The sequence below is a fragment of the Lentilitoribacter sp. EG35 genome (genome assembly GCF_040784015.1).
Lineage (GTDB): Bacteria > Pseudomonadota > Alphaproteobacteria > Rhizobiales > Rhizobiaceae > Lentilitoribacter.
This window is the reverse complement of sequence record NZ_JBFNGQ010000013.1, coordinates 34,902-54,227: the sequence shown is the minus strand read 5'-3', so window position 1 is coordinate 54,227 and position 19,326 is coordinate 34,902. Positions and strand designations below refer to the sequence as shown.

Below are 19,326 nucleotides of genomic sequence, written 5' to 3'. Positions count from 1 at the left end.
TTATGGAGCCAAATTTGTTTCACTCATGGGTCCAAAGCAAAATGCAACACGATATAGCTCGAGAAAATAATCGAAAACTAAACTCATTAAATCTCATTGAACGTCTCAATTTCATCTCGAAAACAACGCCACATTCTGTTTTTACAACAAGTCTGGGTAAAGAAGATCAACTGATCACTCATCTTATTGCAGAAAACAAAATTGATTTGAGAATCATAACGCTTCAAACAGGGCGCTTGCATCCGAAAACACTCTCGCTCATCGATGAGACCAAGCACCGTTATTCAGTAGACATTGAGGAATATCACCCTGACAGAAGACTTGTGGATGAGTATAAAGCACAATTCGGATTAAACGGGTTTTATGAAAGTATTGAAGCCCGCCACAAATGCTGCGAAATTCGCAAACTCAACCCACTAGCCATCGCTCTAAGCGATGCCGATGGTTGGGTAACAGGACTGAGACGTTCGCAATCAGACAATCGAGATCAAGTACCATTTTGCGAATGGTCTCCTCAATACGAGTTATTTAAATTTAATCCATTGGCTGATCTTGATGCCGATGCGCTTGAAGATTTGATCATTAAAAATAATATTCCAATCAATGCGTTACATGCCCGCGGCTATCCGTCCATCGGATGTGAACCTTGCACAAGAGCAATCAAGCCCGACGAACATTCCCGCGCCGGCCGCTGGTGGTGGGAGCAAAACAATGCCCGCGAATGCGGCCTACATGCTTCCAAATAGTTACGTAAAACCTCTCCCAATCAAAAAGTTTGAAAACAAATGTCCGAAAACAAACAAAAACTCCCGCTCGATCCACACCTAAAAGCTCTTGAAAATGAAGCAATTTATATCTTCCGCGAAGTGATTGCGGAGTTTGAAAATCCTGTCATGCTCTATTCCGTGGGCAAAGACTCCTCTGTTCTGCTGCACCTAGCTCGAAAAGCATTTTTTCCAGACAAAATTCCATTTCCACTGCTGCATATTGATACTGGGTGGAAATTTACAGAGATGATCAAGTTTAGAGATCAAGTTGTCGCCAAATACGACCTTAACTTAATCACTTATACAAACCCTCGTGGTTCGGCGGAGAATATCACGCCATTTAACAATCCACGCTACACAGACATTATGAAAACCGAAGCACTGCGCACCGCTTTAGACCAAGGTGGCTATGATGCTGCGTTTGGCGGTGCAAGGCGAGATGAAGAAACATCCAGAGCAAAAGAACGCATTTACTCATTTAGAACGTCCAACCATCAATGGGATCCGCGCAATCAAAGAGCGGAACTCTGGTCTATATATAATGGCGACATTTTCAAAGGCGAAAGCATTCGTGCATTCCCATTATCCAATTGGACAGAAGCTGATATCTGGAGCTACATCAAAGCCGAAAACATACCAATCGTTCCGCTATATTTTGCCAAGGACCGTCCATTTGTAGAACGAAATGGCATGATGGTTTTAGCACAAGATGATCGACTGGAACTGCTTCCTGATGAACTTGTCCAGCAAACAAGCCTTCGGTTTAGAACATTGGGTTGCTTTCCGCTGACCGGCGCAATCCGATCGACAGCAAACAATCTTGATGAAATTATTGATGAGATTGCATCCGCAACTGTTTCTGAACGTCAAGGCAGGGCCATCGACAAAGATAAATCGAGCTCAATGGAAATGAAAAAACGAGAGGGGTATTTCTAATGAATAATCTAAACCCAATGCCAATTCAAAAAACTGAAACTGTTGCGGCTTCTGAAATCACACGTGACACAACTCCTTTGCGTTTTATTACCTGTGGCAGCGTGGATGATGGTAAATCAACCCTTATCGGACGCCTTTTATGGGACACAAAAACTGTTTTCGACGACCAAATTGAAGCCACTTCCAAAAACAGTGGTAACGATCAACTGGACTTACCTGACTTCGCCAATCTGCTAGATGGTTTACAGGCAGAACGTGAACAAGGCATAACCATTGATGTTGCCTACAGATACTTCTCGACACAAAAAAGATCCTTCATTGTGGCCGATACACCCGGACATAAACAATATACAAGAAACATGGCAACAGGTGCATCAAATGCAGACCTAGCTGTGTTGCTCGTTGATGCTCGTGCTGGCATTCTTGAGCAAACTCGACGCCATGCAACAATCGTTTCACTTATGGGTATTCGCCAAATTGTGTTGGTCGCAAACAAAATCGACCTTGTTGATTATCAGGAAAGTTCCTTCAACTCTGCCGTCACTCAGTTTACGAACTTTGCCAAGGAGTTTAATTTCCAGTCTATTACGACGATTCCCGTTTCTGCCATAAATGGTGAAAATGTCGCCTCGCAAGCACAACATAAAATGCCTTGGTACAATGGGCCAACACTTCTTGAAACACTTGAACTGGCAACAAAACCTGCCGCAAGCTCTGTAGGGTTTCGCCTCCCGGTTCAACGAGTCTGCCGTCCAGATGAGAGTTTTCGTGGATATCAAGGAACAGTAGCCGGTGGAGCTATTAAACCCGGAGATAGCGTTACGATCCTGCCAAGTGGCGAGACGGCAAATGTGAAAAAGATAATTACGTTTGATCTTGTACGAAACGCAGGCGTTTCTGGCGATGCAATAACACTAGAATTGGACCGTCAGATAGATATCTCTCGCGGAGATATGATCACATCACATGACGCTAAACCACATGTCTCGGACACTTTCGATGCGCATCTCATTGTTCTTAGCAATAAAGGTCTACAGACTCAAAAGCGCTACTGGCTAAAAACAGGCAGTCGCCGCCAACATGTTTTCATCGATCCAAAAACAAGCCTCAATTTGGAAACAGGTGAATGGGAAGAAAATGACAATCTGTCCGTCAATACGATTGCCGATATTCAACTTAAATTTGAAGCAGTTGCAATTTTTGACACATACCGCCAAAATCGCATAACTGGTTCATTCATTCTCATCGATCCCGACACCAATGAGACGGTTGCCGCGGGAATGATTAACGCCGTTGCAAGCCATGTTGTTCCGTTCAAAAATCCAGATAGCGAAACATTAACACTCTTTTCCCTACCTCAGCAACTTGTTGAAAAGTTTATTAAAACTGACTTTTACAAAGAGAATTCAATTCACATTCAATCAACTGAAATATCAGAATTTGAGATGAAGACATTACTAAAAAAGCAAAACAAACAGCGGAAGTGAGGTAAGGAGCAACTCCAAAAATCAAGAAATTCTCTATATTGCGAAGATAGCCAAGTATAATTTCGAGTCTTATTATAAGATCGACTCTTGGCGTGTTTTTGCAATAGTATCACTCAAGCGTCACATGGTAACTTTACTGTGCAGCTTAACTATCTCGATATGTCTCGAGCCTAAATTTTGATTCCAGGAGCTGAAATATGATCAAACAAACACATCTCAATCGTCGCAATTTTCTCGCAGGTGCATCTGCCACCGCACTTGTTGCTCTTCACCCGTTTTCAGCACAGGCAAACGCTAACCAGGCCCACTTGCGCATCATGGAAACAACCGACTTGCATGTGCATGTATTTCCCTATGATTATTATGGTGATCGGCCATCAGATACTGTTGGTCTGGCGCGTACCGCTGCGTTGATTAATGACATCCGGGCAGAATCTAGCAATTCATTGCTTGTCGATAACGGCGACTTTTTGCAAGGCAACCCGATGGGCGATTACATCGCCTATGAACGCGGCATGAAGGAAGGCGACATGCACCCAATCATCACAGCCATGAATGCGCTTGGCTATGAAGCCTCGACGCTTGGCAATCATGAATTCAATTATGGTTTGGATTTCTTGATGAAATCGCTCGCAGGAGCAGATTTCCCTGTCGTGTCGGCAAATATCGCCAAAGAAATGGGGGCAAATCCGCGTGAAGATAAAACACTGCTCAAGCCGTACACAATCTTGGACAAGATGGTCAAAGATGGCAGCGGACAGGAACATGCAATTAAAATCGGCCTTATCGGCTTTGTACCACCTCAAGTTATGAATTGGGATCGCCAACATCTTGAAGGCAATGTTAAAGCACGCGATATCATTGAAGCGGCCAAAGCCTATGTGCCCGAGATGAAAGAAAAGGGCGCAGATATCATCATAGCACTATCACATTCCGGCATCGGATCTGCCCAACATGCAGACGGCATGGAAAATGCGTCTGTGCCATTGGCACAAGTCGATGGTATTGATGCCCTTATGACGGGTCACAGCCACTTGGTGTTCCCGGGTGAAAAATTTGCGGGATTTGATGCGGTTGACGCTGAAAAAGGTCTCATACATGGCAAACCAGCGGCAATGGGCGGCTTCTGGGGTTCGCACCTTGGTGTGATTGATCTGATGCTCGAAAAATCCGGCAATGAATGGCAGGTTGTGACATCAGCAACTGAAGCGCGTCCGATTTATAAATCTGGCGAAAAGCGCAAGAAAATCCCATTGGTTGAAAGCGATGCAGCTGTTCTTGCGAGCGTTCAAACAGAGCATGACGCAACTTTGGATTATGTTCGTCGCTCGGTTGGTCAAACGGACGCGCCACTTCATTCTTATTTTGCCCTTGTTGCCGATGATCCATCTGTTCAGATCGTAAGCCAGGCCCAAACTTGGTATATCACCGAAATGATGAAGGGCACACAATGGGAAGGTTTGCCAATCCTTTCCGCCGCTGCACCGTTTAAAGCAGGTGGCCGCGGAGGACCGGATTACTACACCGATGTTGCCAAGGGTGATGTTGCGATTAAAAACGTCTCCGATCTCTACCTCTACCCGAACACGGTTCGTGCGGTTGAAGTGACTGGCGCACAGGTTAAGGATTGGCTGGAGCGTTCTGCTGGCATGTTCAATCAGGTTGAAACAGGAAAAGCGGATCAGGTTCTGCTAAACCCATCATTCCCGTCTTACAACTTTGATGTGATTGATGGTGTGACATATAAAATTGATATCTCACAACCATCAAAATATGGCCCAAAGGGTAAGTTAACCAACCCTGATGCAAACCGTATTGTCGATCTGGAGTTCAACGGTGCGCCGCTTGATATGAATGCAAAATTCATCATTGCGACAAACAACTATCGTGCATCCGGTGGCGGCAACTTCCCCGGCGCATCTGGCGACACCATCATCTTTGAAGGACCAGATACAAACCGCGATGTGATCGTACGATACATTGTCGACAAAGGCACAATTAATCCAAGTGCAGATGGAAACTGGACATTCAAACAATTGCCAGAGACATCCGTTCTGTTTGACACAGGTCCAAAAGCCAAAGATCACATCAGTGATGTAAAAAGCGTCAAAATTGAAGAGGCCGGCGACGGCCCTGACGGTTTTGCACGTTATCGCATCGCATTTTAAAATCAGCATCGAGGCTAAATATCTACGTTCAGCTGATGAGCATTAACATAGGCCGCTACATTGTAGCGGCCTTTTATTCATCATGCTCACGATAAAGTTTCGTAATTTTGAGCTATAATCGGAAGTAATTCAGATAAATGTGAAATTTCATGCGCAGGGCTGGCATAACCGTTTAATGTTTTACGCTCGGAATTAAACCATACCGATCTAAATCCTGCTTCACTTGCACCTTTCACATCATCATTGAACGAATCTCCTATATGCAAAATGTGGCTCGGATCAGCGATATCTAACTTCTCTTTAAGTTTAGAAAATGCACCTACATGCGGCTTCTTGTAATCAAGGTCTTTGCCGATCATAATTTCATCAAAGTAATGGTCAAATCCAAGGCGCTTGGGATCAGAATTGCCATTGGATAGAACTGCTACCTTTATACTTTTTGGAATGTTTGATAACAACTCCTCCGCACCCTGCATAAACATCGTTTTGCGAAAGCGCTCTTCAATAAACAGCTCAAATAACGTTTCTGTAAAACCTGTATCAAGCCGCTTTGATCTTAAAGCATTCTCAAATGACAACTTCCTGATTTCGAGAAAATCGTTTCTGTCGCCGTCATAGTCCGCCGCTGTTTTGGCTGCGATTGCGACAAGTTCTGTGGTTGAAATATGAACTACAAATTCGGATGCAATGGCCTGAGACACCTTCTTCAAAGAGTTTTCAAGCACCGCATCAAAGTCTATCAGCGTATGATCAATATCAAATGAAATGGCTGCGATGGGTAAGCGTAACGTCATATCTTAAAATCAATGTGGATATGGTTGCCATCAGGGTCCCAAACATTATATTGCCGAATACCTGCAGCAGGCGGCTCGCCGCAACGATAGCTTTCCTCGCGCTCTTCCAACAATGCACGAAATGCTGTTTCATCATCAGCGGCAAACGCAAAATGCTCAAGGCGCAAATTCACCTCGGAACCAACTAAATCCTCACCACCGGAAACAAGGTGAATGACGGGATATTCACCCGCATAGAGCCAGGCACCATCAAACGGAAAATCAGGCCGCCAACCGGATTTAAGGCCCAAAATATCCTCATACCAAGCCACCATCCCTTCAAGATTTTCGGTCCGAACATTAACATGATCAAGACGTTTAATTGCCATTAAAGTCTCCTGCATTTGATTGAATTATTTGACTATGGATGATTGATGAGAGGACATCAATATCAGAATTATATTCAGATTTTCGATAAAGCGATAAAACAACATTCTTGAGGGATGGAAGGTCACGAATATCTGATGCAATACGCAATGGAACAGGCACAGATATTTGTGGTAATACTGTCAGTGCCAAATCTGCCAACACCAAAGAATGAACACCAATTGGATGTGAACTTAAATGAGCAAGGTAGCCCTTACGATTAACCCGATCCAGTGCTTCGAACGCATATCGGCGAAGATCACGTCCATCCGTTAAAAAAACAAGCGGAACATCATCAGCCTCATCCAGCTTAAAACCAGGTCCGCTGACCCAAGCAAGCGGGACATTTTCTACAAAATCTCTACTTGCGCGCTTGCCCTGATCCATCATGAAAGCGACGTCAATTTCACCTGCATCTAACTTAGCAAGCAATGCATCACTTCGATCACTATGAACATGCAGCTGAACCGCCGGATTAATGCTGGTAAATTCTCGTATCGCTTCTGAGACAACAGACATAGCCAAAGTGACCGTAGTTCCAATTCGAATTGTACGAACAGACTTAGTTTTACGAATAGATTGAACCGCTTCGGCATTGAGAGTTAATATCCTGCGCGCATAAGAAACAAAGGCATGCCCTTCAGGCGTGAGTTTCATATTTTGACCGCGTCCGCGTTCAAACAACTTACAACCCAACTCATCTTCTAGTTTTTTGATATGTAAACTCACCGCCGACTGAACGGTATTGCGTTGCTTGGCAACACGCGAGAAATTTAATGTATCAGCAGCGACCAGAAAACTTTTCATCGCATTAATATCAGGCATATAAATCTCTTTAAACGATTTTAAAAAGCTATTTAATTCGTTTTACTGATTTTTGTAAACTCCCTATAGGAAACTAACAGGAAGAAGAACAGCATGGATCTACCATTAAGCTTCTATATAGTTGCCGGGATTGCTATTATTGTCACCGGCATATCCAAAAGTGGATTTGCCGGCGGTTTAGGTGTTATGAATGTACCACTCTTAAGCCTTTTCATCACGCCGCAACTGGCGCTTGCTATACTTGTTCCAATCTTACTCGCCATGGATCTCTTTATCGTATGGCATTATAGAAGGACATGGAATAAAGCTATTGTTCTGGCAATTATTCCCGGGGCTATATTCGGCATCATACTTGGAACCATGACATTTCAGTTCATGGATGGGGACTTCATAAAATTTGCCATCGGAATTCTGTCTTTAACCTTTGTCATGCAATTTTTCTTTACAAGAAAAAAATCTGAGGACGCAAAACCGCTTGGAAGAATACTTCCCTTTATCCTTGGATCTGCCTCTGGTTTTGCAGGATTTATCGCCCACGCAGCCGGCCCACCGGTGAAAGGATTATTACTACAACAGAGATTAGAAAAATCAGAATTTGTTGGCACAAATGGATATTTTGTATTTGGTGTAAATATTATGAAACTCTTTGCTTATGTTGGCCTTGGACAAATGTCGTTGGAAAGCATGAAAGTTAGCCTAACTTTATCACCCATCATACTTGTTGGTATCGGCTTAGGAACGTACCTACATAAAATTATCGACCCCAAATTGTTCATCAAGGTTGTTTATGTGTTACTTACGGTTGTTGGCCTAAAACTTCTTTGGGATAGTGTCCCGAACTTAAGCTTCGCACTCTGAACTGCTTCAGTTATGACAAGGTTTTTGCACCAGTAGGGGTTTCGAATACAGCTTTGAATGCCGGCTGGCCTTCGGCAATCTTTATTCGTTCATCGTTAAATGTCACATCAAGAAAATTACTAACTTCGACGGCGTCGGGATGAGTGATCTCAAATGATTTCAGAGTACAGCCACGTTTTTCCATTCGACTTGCAGGATGTATACCATCCGGCCATTGAATCAGTTGAGGAAAAGCGCCGTTTGAAACTAAACGACCGTCGTTGCGAACAGTGATCTACCATTTCAAATCACCCCGAGTCATATTGATAATCTCGCCATGCTTCTTGCTAAAGTCAGCAGTAATATCTCTCGAGCCCACAATCCATGCACCTATTTTCGGCGTTCCATCAAAGCGATCTAGATTAAACCAGCGAGGACGATCGGGCTGTGGTCCGTCAGGATCAATCGCGATCACCTCCAAAAACTCCATATCACCTAACGAAAGCAAAAGATTATGCGTACCCATAAAAGGATGTTCACCGCCGATTGGCATATCAATGCCCAAATGTTCACTCACATAACCGGCACCTTCATCAAGTGTCCGAGCAATTATTGCAATGTGATCAAAAACCAATTTTGGCAAAGTCATTAATTTCTCCATAGATCAAAAACTGTGTACCATGCTAAAATACGCCATGAAAATGCATAAACGAAAACTACTAATTAATCAGCCAGAACAAAATTGGAATTTAGGTGCAAATAAGACAAGCTAAAAACTCAGATGCGGCTGCAATTGCAGTGCTCTCAACCGAAGTATGGATCAACACTTATCTGCGGAATGGTATCAATGAGACCTTTGCAAATTATGCGCTCAAAGAGTTCACCAAGGAAAAGTTTGAGATGGTATTGATGAGTACGAACGAAACAATTCTTGTCTCAGAAAATTCCAACGGAATTGACGGTTTTATCAGATTAAGTGCAGATAAAACATGTACGAGTATCAGCGCTTCACCATGCGAGATAACAACACTTTATGTTCAGCCACGCCATCAAAGCAAGCATGTGGGGTTACATCTTCTAAAAGCTGGAATTGAGCATTGTCTGGAACAAGGCCATGCGCAGCCGTGGCTTGCTGTTAACACCGAAAATGAACGAGCTGTAAAGTTCTATCTCAGGAATGGATTTATAAAAGACGGGCAAACTTACTTTGAGATAGAAGATGGGAAATACCTCAACGAAATACTCGTCTTTTCACCCCATTAATAGAACAGCCCTAAAACAAAAAAGCGCCGGCAATTTGCCAGCGCTTCTCAAAAATCTGATTTTGAAGATTAGTCTATTCTTCAGTTTTTGCTTCCGCTGCCGCAGCTTCTTCAGCTGCTTTTGCTGCAGCTGCATCTTCAGCTGCTTTCTCCGCTGCAAGAGCTTGAGCTGCTGCAACTTTTTCAGCTTCGATACGCGCTTTTTCAGCCACAATAGCTGCACGCTCATCATCGTTAAGTTTACGAGTGCGTACGCCTGTATTTTCAACGATACGCGCAGATTTACCACGACGACCGCGAAGATAATAAAGCTTCGCACGACGAACTTTACCACGACGAACAACAATGACTTCTTCAACAAGTGGAGAATAGATTGGGAACACACGTTCCACACCCTCACCGTAAGAAATCTTACGAACAGTGAAATTCTCGTTCAAACCAGCACCTGCACGTGCGATACAAACGCCTTCATAAGCCTGTAGGCGTGTACGCGTACCCTCAGTCACACGCACCATAACACGAACAGTGTCACCTGGTGAAAATTCTGGAAGAGTACGTTTTGCTTCAATCTTTGCTTTTTGTTCAGCGTCGAGCTGCTCGATGATATGCATCGGTATAACCTTTCGTTCTTTTTGCGGTCAGAGCGCTAACTCTCGCTTAAGGTCTTCTTGCCTTAAAGCTATGCTTTTTCAAGCAGCAGCGGGTTCACCAAGCATTATCTTTAGTGGTTGCGGCCATTTGATTTTTTAAGGCCTGCGCTCGTTTATTCTTCGAGTTGGCGGTGCATTACAGCATTAAAGGGCTTTTGTCATCCCATAATTTGGAATTTCCGCTCTATTTTTGGTCTTTTTTATCATTGATGCGAGTTAAGAGATCAGGACGACGCTTTGTCGTTAATTCCATAGACCTTTTATGCCGCCAATCAGCAATCAGTTTGTGATTACCAGATAACAAAACCTCAGGGATCATTTGCCCTTCAAACTCTTGCGGACGCGTATAATGCGGATGCTCCAGAAGGTTATTTTCAAAACTCTCATAAGTGCCAGATTCTACGTTTCCCATTACGCCCGGCAATAATCGCGTGATCGCATCTAAAAGGGTCAATGCGGCAGGTTCACCACCTGACAAGATGTAATCGCCAATTGAAACTTCCTCTAATTCACGACCATCAATTACACGCTGATCAACACCTTCAAATCGGCCACAAACAATCACCACACCTTCACCAGAAGACAGCTCTCGAACACGCTGCTGCGTCAATGTTTCCCCTCGAGGAGACATCAGCAAACGCGGTCGATTATCATCAGGCAATGCATCAATAGCACGGGCCAGAACATCAGCCTTCAGCACCATTCCTGCCCCGCCGCCAGAAGGCGTATCATCTACAGTGTGATGTTTATCAAGTGCATAATTTCGAATGTTAATTGCCTCAATATTAAGATCCCCTCGTTCAATTGCTCGGCCAGCCATCGAGTATTCAAGATGTCCCGGGAACATATCTGGATAGAGCGTAAGAATTGAGGCATTAAAACCCATTAATCGCCGCCCTCATCGAAATCGTCTTCGTCGTCTTCACTTGTATCATCTAAAAGACCCGCAGCTTCTGGATCAATGACAACACGACCTGCTTTAATATCCACCTCAGGCACAGCATCAGTGGTAAATGGAATAAGAACGGGCTTTTGACCTTTAGCACGAATTTCAATTAAATCACCGCCACCAAAATCAAAAATAGCTTGGATTGTGCCCCAATTTTTGCCGTCTGCATCCAAAACATCCAGACCTTCGAGATCCGTATAGTAGAACTCGTCATCCTCAAGATCATCATCAGACAAATTTGCGCGATCCACAAACAAATCAATACCGTTCAAACCTTCGGCGGCCGTGCGATCATTAATGCCCAAAAAACGCACGACTACGACGGTTTTATGTTTGCGAATATCAAGCACCTCAAAACGGCGACCAAGTGCATCAAACAACACACCATAATCCGCCAAAGCTACCGGATTTTGCGTATGCGATTTTACACGAACTTCACCACGCACGCCCTGCGCACGGCCAATCGTTCCAAGCAAAATTGGGTTTTTAAGTTCCACGCTTTCTATCTTTCTTATCTCTGTTGCAACGCGATGCTAAGTCCAAGACTGCAAAACACGCCACCTAAGAATCTATTTTGCCATTTTACGACATGTGGATTTTTGCGTAAATAACTGCCCAAACCGCCTGCTGTATAGGCATAAACCAAATTGCTCAGGGCGCATATTACAATCAGTATGACGCTCAAAATAAAAACCTGCATGGCAACAGAACCATTTTCCGGCTTTATAAATTGTGGTAAAAATGCCAGAAAAAACAGTGCTGTTTTTGGGTTAAGTATTTCAGAGATCACCCCTTGATGGAATGCAGCGCGCAACCCAATTTCAATCTTCTCGCCACCAATCTGTAACTTTGATTTACCAAATATTGCTTTGAGACCAATGTAAATCAGATAGGCAGCACCTAACAACTTCACAATTGTGAATGCCGTAACTGACGCCATAATAATGGCAGATATTCCAAATACAGCAAAAACAGTATGAGCAAAATCACCCACCGCAATACCCAAGCTTGTTGAAAGTGCAACTTTCATACCCGACGTAGATGCCCTTGCCGCAATCAATAACGTCGCCGGCCCTGGAATGAAGGCAAATCCAGACACAACAATTAAATAAGTAATGAGGGTAGCTGTATCAATCATTATTCACTCCAAATTCAGGTTCGCTATTGCAATAGCCCATATTACAAAAACAACAAAGGGTGGTTTGCAATAAACCACCCCTCATTAAATCTTTAAAAGCGAAATGCTTATTCAGATGCTGCTTCTTCAGCTGGTGCTTCGGCAGCCGCAGCAGCTGCTGCCTTTGCTTCTTCTTCAGCAGCCTTTGCAGCTTCGGCTGCTTCTTCAGCTTTTGCAGCGGCTTCATCAAGACGCTCTTGAGCTTTTGTGCCCAATTTTGCTTTATTTGGATTGTTGCGTGGTGCACGTTCTAGAATGCCAGCTTCTGATAGGAAACGAAGAACACGGTCTGTTGGCTGTGCACCTTGGCCAAGCCAATGTTTGATACGGTCCTCTTTAAGACCAACACGGTTTTCATCATCTTTACCAAGCATTGGATTCCAATGACCAACCTGCTCGATGAAACGACCATCACGTGGTGAGCGCACATCTGCGACTACGATGTGATAATAAGGACGCTTTTTTGAGCCACCGCGGGCCAAACGTAGTTTAGTTGCCATTTTTATTTCCTTTTCTAAATGACGCCATGCGTGGATTTGTCCACACACTAAAAGTTAGTTATGCGTGAATTACCCACGCGCTTTTTTGTGGTGCTGAATGACTTCCTTGATAATAAATTCAAGAAATTTTTCAGCGAAATCGGGGTCAAGGTTCGAGCGTTCTGCCAAACGTCTTAGCCTCTCGATCTGTTCACCCTCTCTTTTCGGATCAGAAGGAGGGAATTCGTGTTGTGCTTTCAACTGACCAACTTGTTTGGTCACGCGAAAACGTTCTGCGAGAATATGCACAAGAGCAGCATCAAAATTATCAATTGATGCTCGAAGCTCCAGAAGCTCATCCATAGGAGTTTGTTCACTCATGCATAACGCTCCATAAATTCTTTGGGTGGCAAGTGTCGCCAAATATCTATTGTCTTGTCGTTCACGACAACATTTTGTTGCTCATTAAACGCGCCAAGCTTTTCAGCGACTTTCTGCGATGCATGATTGAGCGGATTAATTTGACTGATAGCTGTCGTCCAACCAAGTTTTGTATATGAAAACCTTAACGCCGCCGTTGCAGCTTCAGTCGCATAGCCTTTGCCTTGCGCCTGTTTCATAAATGCATAAGCAATCTCATTGTCTGGAAAACCATGGGGCCGCCAAGGACCACAAAAACCAATGCTCTGGCCTGTGGCTTTTTCCTCAACATTAAACATACCAAACCCACGTAAGACCCAATGGCCAAGAATGCCAGTTAACACGCGCCATGAAGAATATTCAGGCATAACCCCGCCAACAAATTTAGCTGTCTCTTCGTCCGCATAAACTGCGGACAGCATGTCGAAATCACGCTCCTCAAGGCCACGCAAAATAAGACGCTCTGTCTCAACAACTGGAATATCGAGTGAAACTGCCACCATTATGAATGCCCCTGCCCACCATAAGCTGCAAGAAATTCTTCCGGTGGCAAATGACGCCATATATTTGATACGAAATCAGTAACAGAAACATCTTTTTGCTCCATATGTGCACCAAGCTTCTTAGCAACACCCTCTGAGGCAATGTTTCCCTTATCAATCAGACTAACAGCAGACTGCCAACCAAGATCCAGATAGGCATATTTTAAAGCACCAATCGCTGCTTCCGACGCATACCCCTTACGTTGGTGCTGGGGTAAAATAATCCAGCCAACTTCGCGCTCAGGCCACCCTTCAGGAAAATGCAACCCAGCATTACCAACCAGCTCACCAGTTTCTTTCGATTCCACAGCCATCATACCGCAGCCACGCATTGACCAACCGCCATTAGCACCAGACATGGCCCGCCAAATCTCTGTTCGTTGTCGGGTCCCGCCAACATATTTAGTCTGTTCTGCATCTGCCCAAAAATCGACGAAATTATCCAGATCATCCTCACGCCAAGCACGCAGGATAAGACGTTCCGTCTCGATTGTTGGAATAGTGAAGGTGGTCGCCATGGTTACTTCTTACCCTTTGGCAAGCCCGGTAGCCCAGGCAGGCCACCGCCACCAAGACCGGGCAAACCACCTTTACCGCCGCCTAAACCAGCGGCTTGAGCCTGCTTTTGCAACGCTTCAAGTTGTTTTGGGTCCATATTGGAAAGGTCCGGCATGCCGCCCATTCCTGGCATACCGCCGGGCATGCCACCACCCATGCCCATTTTACCACCAAGAGCACCAAGCGCCTGCTTCATCATTCCGCCGCCTTTTTTGCCGCCCATGGCTTTCATCATGTCGCCCATACCGCGATGCATCTTAAGCAATTTGTTGATTTCAGCAGCAGACGTGCCAGAACCAGCAGCAATACGTTTCTTACGGCTATTTTTCAAAAGCTCTGGATTGGTTCGTTCTTTTTTTGTCATGGATGAAATAATGGCAAGTTGGCGATTAAACACACTGTCATCCATACCAGCAGATGCCATTTTATCTTTCATCTTGCCCATGCCCGGCATCATACCCATGATACCGCCCATGCCACCCATAGATTTCATCTGGTTAAGCTGGTCGGCAAGATCATTCATATCGAACTTGCCAGCCTTCATGCGCTTGGCCATAGCCTCGGCTTTTTCGGCATCAATGGTTTCGGCTGCTTTTTCAACCAGCGAAACAATATCGCCCATACCTAAAATGCGATCGGCAATCCGTTTTGGATGGAACTCTTCAAGAGCATCCATCTTCTCGCCAACACCAATAAGCTTGATAGGTTTACCTGTCACAGCACGCATAGAAAGCGCGGCGCCACCGCGACCGTCACCATCCATTCGCGTTAAAACAAGACCAGTGATGCCCACTCGCTCATCAAAATTGCGTGCAAGGTTAACCGCATCCTGACCAGTGAGAGAATCGGCAACAAGAAGAATTTCATGTGGGTTGGACTTGGCTTTAATATCAGCCATTTCCTGCATCAAAGGCTCATCAATGCTTGTCCGGCCAGCTGTATCAAGAATGACGACATCATGGCCACCAAGTTTTGCGGCTTGCACTGCACGAGCGGCGATATCTGTCGGAGATTGTCCTTCAATAACCGGAAGCGTGTCTACTTCTGTTTGCACACCAAGCTGACGAAGCTGCTCTTGTGCAGCCGGACGGCGCGTATCGAGCGATGCCATCAGAACTTTTTTGCGATCACGTGTTGTTAAACGTGCAGCTATCTTGCCCGATGTCGTTGTTTTACCAGACCCTTGCAAACCCACCATCATAATCACGACAGGTGCAGCCGCATTCAAATCAATCGAAACACCTTCAGAACCCAGCATCTCGACAAGCTCGTCATGCACGATCTTAACGACCATTTGACCAGGTTTGATAGATTTCAGAATTTCAGCGCCAACAGATTTTTCGCGAACTTTTTCGATAAAATCTTTCACAACATCAAGCGCAACATCGGCCTCAAGCAACGCACGGCGCACCTCGCGCAATGCTGCAGAAACGTCTTTATCCGATAGTGCACCACGGCCAGTAAGACCATTTAAAATGGAGCCTAGTCGATCCTGAAGATTGTCAAACATATCAAAATTCCTATTTTTCCAAACCTATTTTGGAAAATCGTCATTCAAACCAAAATTTACAACCCCAAAACCGGCCCAATGAACGCGGCCCAAACCAAAAACACATCCGAGGGCGCATCGCGCTGTCGGATGTTGACCTTTGGGCGCTCTTTATACCTTTGCGGGTCCCAATAGGCGGCTCGGAGTTGTAACTCTTCGCTTGAATATAGGCCGCTTAAATAGAAGTTTGATAAAAAAGTCAAGAAATACCGTCCAACTCGCCCTTTTAAAACGTATGAAATAACATCATAAAGAATGCTCAAAAGAGAAAGATAACATTTCATGCCAAAAAACCCTTATTATTCAGGGCCGAGAAGTAATCACTTCGATGGCACATATTTCTTTAACCCCGATGGCGCAGCGCCATTAGGGTTTCGACACCTACTGAAATGGCGTTTTGGCGACAAGACAAATCAACCATGGCCGGAACATGCGGAAAGCCCCTATAAAAATGCAAAACCCGACGCAAAATTGCCGGAAGATACGTTACGGCTCACGATGGTTGGGCATGCAAGCTTTTTCATCCAAATGGGTGGGTTAAATATCTTAACTGATCCAGTTTGGTCAGAGCGCACAAGTCCATTTTCTTTTATGGGTCCAAAACGTCGTAACAAACCTGGTATCGATTTTGATGATTTGCCTCAAATCGATATCGTTCTCATCACGCACAATCACTATGACCACATGGATCTAGCGACTTTAAAACGCCTACATGAAGCGCACGCACCACTGCTCGTCACACCACTTGGCAATGATACCATCATTCACAATAAAATCCAGGATATGAACATTAAGACAGGAGACTGGGATGATGTCATTGAATTCGAAGAGACCAAATTTCACTTCGAGCCCTGCCATCATTGGTCAGCTCGCGGTACACGGGATCGCCGCATGGCGCTTTGGGCAGCTTTTGTGATTGAGCATGCCAAAACCAAAATATATCACATCGGGGATACTGGATTTCATGATGGGATCAACTATCGCGCAGCATCGGAAAAACATGGCGCGTTCGACCTAGCCATATTGCCTATTGGCGCTTATGAGCCACGCTGGTTTATGAAAGATCAGCACCAAAACCCGTTTGAAGCAGCAAAAGGCTTTAAACTTTGCAATGCCAAACGCGCCGCTGGCCATCACTTTGGCACATTTAACCTCACCAATGAAAGCATTGAGCAACCAGTGAAACATCTAAAGGAAGCACTGGAACTGGAAAACATAGACAATGATCTTTTCCGCCCTATGCGACCGGGGGAAGTTTGGGATATTTTATAAATAAAACAATCAACCTAACGCGTGCTGTAAAGTCCGGCATCATCTAGAACAACTGGCGAAACCGTCTCACGGCTTACTTCACTTTGCGCCCGAAGATCCTCATCCACCTTATCAAGCCACATTTGCAATTGTTGTTGAAGCAACTTTGCCTCTTCCCCGTCAGGGTCTTCAATTGCTGATGTAAGCTGACTAAACGTTAAACCAAGTTCATCGAGATCGAGGTTACGAGAAATTTCTTCCAAACGCTCTGAACCAGACGGTTGCAATTTTAAATCTTCAAACGCCTGCCTCACTTCCACACCGAAATCGGCGTCCATATTCTTGGTATCGAGGCCAAGCGCTTCGCCCACACGATTATACAACCCCACCTTCATCTCGGTTGGCGTGACATTATGAATGCTGAAGAGGTCTTTCGGAACTTGAATTGAATCAATAACCGATTGTGACTTTCCAGTTGCTTGCTGTTCGGCAGCTTTTGCCCATTCAGAAAGCAACATTGATGCTGATTGAAGCGGTGTAATCATAATATTATCGCGTTTTTTGCTCTGGCAGAAAACATAGCAATCTAACGCTATGCGAAACTTGCGCCATAAATTTACGTCACATGAAAAAAATATTTGGAGAACATCGCGAGCTGACATATATGTCGGTTAGAACAGGATCTCAGATAATGACCAACCAAGTTCCATTTGCGCGTATGAACGGCGCCGGCAATGAAATTCTCGTTGTTGATATGCGGGGGCAATCAGCCCCTGTAACGCCAGAGGCTGCCGTAAAGCTAGCCAGTCAAACCGAGACCAAGTTCGATCAGATTATGGCTATTCACGATCCACGTGTAAACGGCACAGATAACTATATTATGATCCTCAATAATGACGGTTCAGAAGCTCAAGCCTGCGGCAATGGCACCCGCTGTGTAGTTTCAGCACTTACCGCTGAAACTGATCGGGATACATTCACCTTTCAAACCCTTGCTGGCACTTTAAATGCACGCGAAATTCGTGAGAACTATATCTGTGTTGATATGGGTAAACCTGTCTTCGATTGGGATAAAATTCCACTTGCAGAGGAATTTGCCGATACAACAAAAATAGAACTGCAAATCGGCCCTATTGATGCACCCGTCTTACACTCACCATCGGCCATGTCGATGGGTAATCCTCATGCGGTCTTTTGGGTGAAAAATGATGTTTGGTCTTATGATCTGGAACTTTTCGGCCCACTTTTAGAAAATCACCCGATTTTTCCAGAAAAGGCAAATATCTCGATCGCACAAGTGTCCGCTGAAAATGAATTGACAATGCGCACATGGGAACGCGGTGTGGGACTAACTCAAGCTTGTGGCTCAGCTGCGTGCGCTGGCGCTGTAAGCGCCGCCCGCACGGAGCGCACAGATCGCAATGTTCTTGTCCATATGCCCGGTGGTGACCTTTCCCTCGAATGGAAAGATAACAATCACATATTCATGACTGGCCCCACAGAATGGGAATGGTCAGGCATGCTTGATCCGCAAACAGGTGATTGGGTGCGAGACGAAAGTGATAAATAATATGGCAGATCAATCTGCTACATTACGGATACTAATGTTCTTCATACTTAGTAGACAAATAAGTTAGAATGGCTTGCCACATTCGTTTGCAATACCGGGTACTTTAAAGCCAACTGAGCAAAGCGTACCGCCCCAAACATACCCCTTTAAGCCTTCGCTATATTCTACCAAAAACCAGTCATAACCTTGATAATTATTACCCGCATTCTCCCGGATAAAAACGGGTTCACCCTCAGGTAATTTATCAATTTTTGTACCGTTTAAATCTGCAGCCTGCCGCACAGTCGACCCATGAGACATGCCGTCAGCACCCTCCATAAGCCCATCATCAACATGCTTCGTGCAGGGAATAACTTGACCACTTGCCAGTTCAATCTGCGCACTATCGGGAGAAACAGCAACCCGCACGCCATCTTTGCTATAATAATTAATTGCACCGTGACTATCGGTTAGCGGCAACTGATCAGCCAAATCACCATAAGTTTCTAGCGCAAGCTTTTCACCATAAACATGGAGTACTTCGCCCAACCTATAACCATCGCGATCAAGAATAGTACCTGCGGGAACATCGCAGGTAAAATCTGGCGGAGGAGAGGCCAATGCCGCTGAACTTGCGCACGCTAGAACGATAGTTGCGGCAATGAATTTGACGTTCATAGTATTATACTCCTCAGAATTTGTTCAGCGCAAGATAAGCGAA

Annotated in this window: 24 protein-coding genes; 8 read left to right on the top strand and 16 right to left on the bottom strand. The window is 44.8% G+C overall.

The window, feature by feature from the left end; all coding sequences use genetic code 11:
• Positions 1–41 precede the first annotated feature (41 nt).
• The 4 genes from AB2J24_RS18070 (at position 42) to AB2J24_RS18055 (ending at position 5,358) form a co-directional block, all read left to right on the top strand.
• Entirely contained in the window at positions 42–746 is a 705-nt protein-coding gene (locus AB2J24_RS18070) for a phosphoadenylyl-sulfate reductase (RefSeq protein WP_367386517.1), read from the top strand.
• 39 nt (positions 747–785) lie between these two features.
• Positions 786–1,703, top strand: a complete 918-nt coding sequence (gene cysD, locus AB2J24_RS18065) for a sulfate adenylyltransferase subunit CysD (RefSeq protein WP_367386516.1) — start codon at positions 786–788, stop codon at positions 1,701–1,703.
• Complete coding sequence (gene cysN / locus AB2J24_RS18060; RefSeq protein WP_367386515.1) at positions 1,703–3,190, top strand: sulfate adenylyltransferase subunit CysN; 1,488 nt, start codon at positions 1,703–1,705, stop codon at positions 3,188–3,190. Before cysD ends, cysN begins: the two co-directional genes overlap by 1 nt.
• A 197-nt stretch (positions 3,191–3,387) precedes the next feature.
• Positions 3,388–5,358 (top strand): bifunctional 2',3'-cyclic-nucleotide 2'-phosphodiesterase/3'-nucleotidase, encoded by a 1,971-nt coding sequence (locus tag AB2J24_RS18055; protein WP_367386514.1) that lies wholly within the window; start codon positions 3,388–3,390, stop codon positions 5,356–5,358.
• A gap of 86 nt (positions 5,359–5,444) precedes the next feature.
• Here the strand turns inward: AB2J24_RS18055 and AB2J24_RS18050 are convergent, their stop codons facing one another.
• Genes AB2J24_RS18050 through AB2J24_RS18040 form a run of 3 tightly spaced genes read right to left on the bottom strand, consistent with a single transcriptional unit; the run spans position 5,445 to position 7,382 of the window.
• Positions 5,445–6,152, bottom strand: coding sequence for an HAD family hydrolase (locus AB2J24_RS18050; RefSeq protein ID WP_367386513.1), 708 nt, complete (start codon positions 6,150–6,152; stop codon positions 5,445–5,447).
• On the bottom strand, positions 6,149–6,520 hold the full coding sequence (locus AB2J24_RS18045; protein WP_367386512.1) for a VOC family protein: 372 nt from the start codon (positions 6,518–6,520) through the stop codon (positions 6,149–6,151). The genes AB2J24_RS18050 and AB2J24_RS18045 overlap by 4 nt, the downstream gene beginning before the upstream one ends.
• Positions 6,510–7,382, bottom strand: a complete 873-nt coding sequence (locus tag AB2J24_RS18040; RefSeq protein ID WP_367386511.1) for a LysR family transcriptional regulator — start codon at positions 7,380–7,382, stop codon at positions 6,510–6,512. Before AB2J24_RS18040 ends, AB2J24_RS18045 begins: the two co-directional genes overlap by 11 nt.
• Before the next feature lie 93 nt (positions 7,383–7,475).
• On the opposite strand from AB2J24_RS18040, the gene AB2J24_RS18035 reads away from it, so the two are divergent.
• On the top strand, positions 7,476–8,240 hold the full coding sequence (locus AB2J24_RS18035; RefSeq protein WP_367386510.1) for a sulfite exporter TauE/SafE family protein: 765 nt from the start codon (positions 7,476–7,478) through the stop codon (positions 8,238–8,240).
• Positions 8,241–8,250: 10 nt separating this feature from the next.
• On the opposite strand, the gene AB2J24_RS18030 is transcribed toward AB2J24_RS18035, so the two are convergent.
• Positions 8,251–8,424, bottom strand: coding sequence for a hypothetical protein (locus AB2J24_RS18030; protein ID WP_367386509.1), 174 nt, complete (start codon positions 8,422–8,424; stop codon positions 8,251–8,253).
• Positions 8,425–8,514: 90 nt separating this feature from the next.
• The gene (locus tag AB2J24_RS18025; protein WP_367386508.1) at positions 8,515–8,868 is read right to left on the bottom strand and encodes a VOC family protein; all 354 of its coding nucleotides are present in this window, start codon (positions 8,866–8,868) and stop codon (positions 8,515–8,517) included.
• A gap of 104 nt (positions 8,869–8,972) precedes the next feature.
• On the opposite strand from AB2J24_RS18025, the gene AB2J24_RS18020 reads away from it, so the two are divergent.
• Positions 8,973–9,482, top strand: coding sequence for a GNAT family N-acetyltransferase (locus AB2J24_RS18020; protein ID WP_367386507.1), 510 nt, complete (start codon positions 8,973–8,975; stop codon positions 9,480–9,482).
• Between the two features lie 73 nt (positions 9,483–9,555).
• Here the strand turns inward: AB2J24_RS18020 and rplS are convergent, their stop codons facing one another.
• From rplS to ffh, 9 genes are all read right to left on the bottom strand, one after another.
• Positions 9,556–10,092: a 50S ribosomal protein L19 gene (rplS, locus tag AB2J24_RS18015; protein ID WP_162653260.1), complete on the bottom strand. Its 537-nt coding sequence runs from the start codon at positions 10,090–10,092 to the stop codon at positions 9,556–9,558.
• A 223-nt stretch (positions 10,093–10,315) separates the two neighbouring features.
• A complete protein-coding gene (trmD, locus tag AB2J24_RS18010) occupies positions 10,316–11,017 on the bottom strand; it encodes a tRNA (guanosine(37)-N1)-methyltransferase TrmD (RefSeq protein WP_367386505.1) in 702 nt (233 codons plus the stop codon).
• Positions 11,017–11,577: a ribosome maturation factor RimM gene (gene rimM, locus AB2J24_RS18005; RefSeq protein ID WP_162653262.1), complete on the bottom strand. Its 561-nt coding sequence runs from the start codon at positions 11,575–11,577 to the stop codon at positions 11,017–11,019. The genes trmD and rimM overlap by 1 nt, the downstream gene beginning before the upstream one ends.
• Positions 11,578–11,591: 14 nt before the next feature.
• Positions 11,592–12,218: a LysE family translocator gene (locus AB2J24_RS18000; RefSeq protein WP_367386504.1), complete on the bottom strand. Its 627-nt coding sequence runs from the start codon at positions 12,216–12,218 to the stop codon at positions 11,592–11,594.
• 107 nt (positions 12,219–12,325) lie between these two features.
• Positions 12,326–12,757 (bottom strand): 30S ribosomal protein S16, encoded by a 432-nt coding sequence (gene rpsP / locus AB2J24_RS17995; RefSeq protein ID WP_162653264.1) that lies wholly within the window; start codon positions 12,755–12,757, stop codon positions 12,326–12,328.
• A 69-nt stretch (positions 12,758–12,826) separates the two neighbouring features.
• Positions 12,827–13,117 carry a chorismate mutase gene (locus AB2J24_RS17990; RefSeq protein ID WP_162653265.1) on the bottom strand — a complete coding sequence of 97 codons (291 nt, stop codon included), beginning with the start codon at positions 13,115–13,117 and terminating at the stop codon, positions 12,827–12,829.
• Positions 13,114–13,659 carry a GNAT family N-acetyltransferase gene (locus tag AB2J24_RS17985; RefSeq protein ID WP_162653266.1) on the bottom strand — a complete coding sequence of 182 codons (546 nt, stop codon included), beginning with the start codon at positions 13,657–13,659 and terminating at the stop codon, positions 13,114–13,116. Before AB2J24_RS17985 ends, AB2J24_RS17990 begins: the two co-directional genes overlap by 4 nt.
• Positions 13,659–14,216, bottom strand: a complete 558-nt coding sequence (locus AB2J24_RS17980) for a GNAT family N-acetyltransferase (RefSeq protein WP_162653267.1) — start codon at positions 14,214–14,216, stop codon at positions 13,659–13,661. Before AB2J24_RS17980 ends, AB2J24_RS17985 begins: the two co-directional genes overlap by 1 nt.
• A 2-nt stretch (positions 14,217–14,218) precedes the next feature.
• Positions 14,219–15,766 carry a signal recognition particle protein gene (ffh, locus tag AB2J24_RS17975; RefSeq protein ID WP_162653268.1) on the bottom strand — a complete coding sequence of 516 codons (1,548 nt, stop codon included), beginning with the start codon at positions 15,764–15,766 and terminating at the stop codon, positions 14,219–14,221.
• A gap of 321 nt (positions 15,767–16,087) precedes the next feature.
• Between ffh and AB2J24_RS17970 the strand changes: the two genes are divergently transcribed.
• Positions 16,088–17,077, top strand: a complete 990-nt coding sequence (locus tag AB2J24_RS17970; protein WP_367386503.1) for an MBL fold metallo-hydrolase — start codon at positions 16,088–16,090, stop codon at positions 17,075–17,077.
• Positions 17,078–17,091: 14 nt separating this feature from the next.
• Here AB2J24_RS17970 and AB2J24_RS17965 read toward each other — a convergent pair whose 3' ends face one another.
• A complete protein-coding gene (locus AB2J24_RS17965) occupies positions 17,092–17,601 on the bottom strand; it encodes a hypothetical protein (RefSeq protein ID WP_162653270.1) in 510 nt (169 codons plus the stop codon).
• Between the two features lie 146 nt (positions 17,602–17,747).
• Between AB2J24_RS17965 and dapF the strand changes: the two genes are divergently transcribed.
• Positions 17,748–18,626: a diaminopimelate epimerase gene (gene dapF / locus AB2J24_RS17960; RefSeq protein WP_367386502.1), complete on the top strand. Its 879-nt coding sequence runs from the start codon at positions 17,748–17,750 to the stop codon at positions 18,624–18,626.
• Between the two features lie 63 nt (positions 18,627–18,689).
• Here dapF and AB2J24_RS17955 read toward each other — a convergent pair whose 3' ends face one another.
• The gene (locus AB2J24_RS17955; protein WP_367386501.1) at positions 18,690–19,283 is read right to left on the bottom strand and encodes an SH3 domain-containing protein; all 594 of its coding nucleotides are present in this window, start codon (positions 19,281–19,283) and stop codon (positions 18,690–18,692) included.
• Between the last annotated feature and the right edge of the window lie 43 nt (positions 19,284–19,326).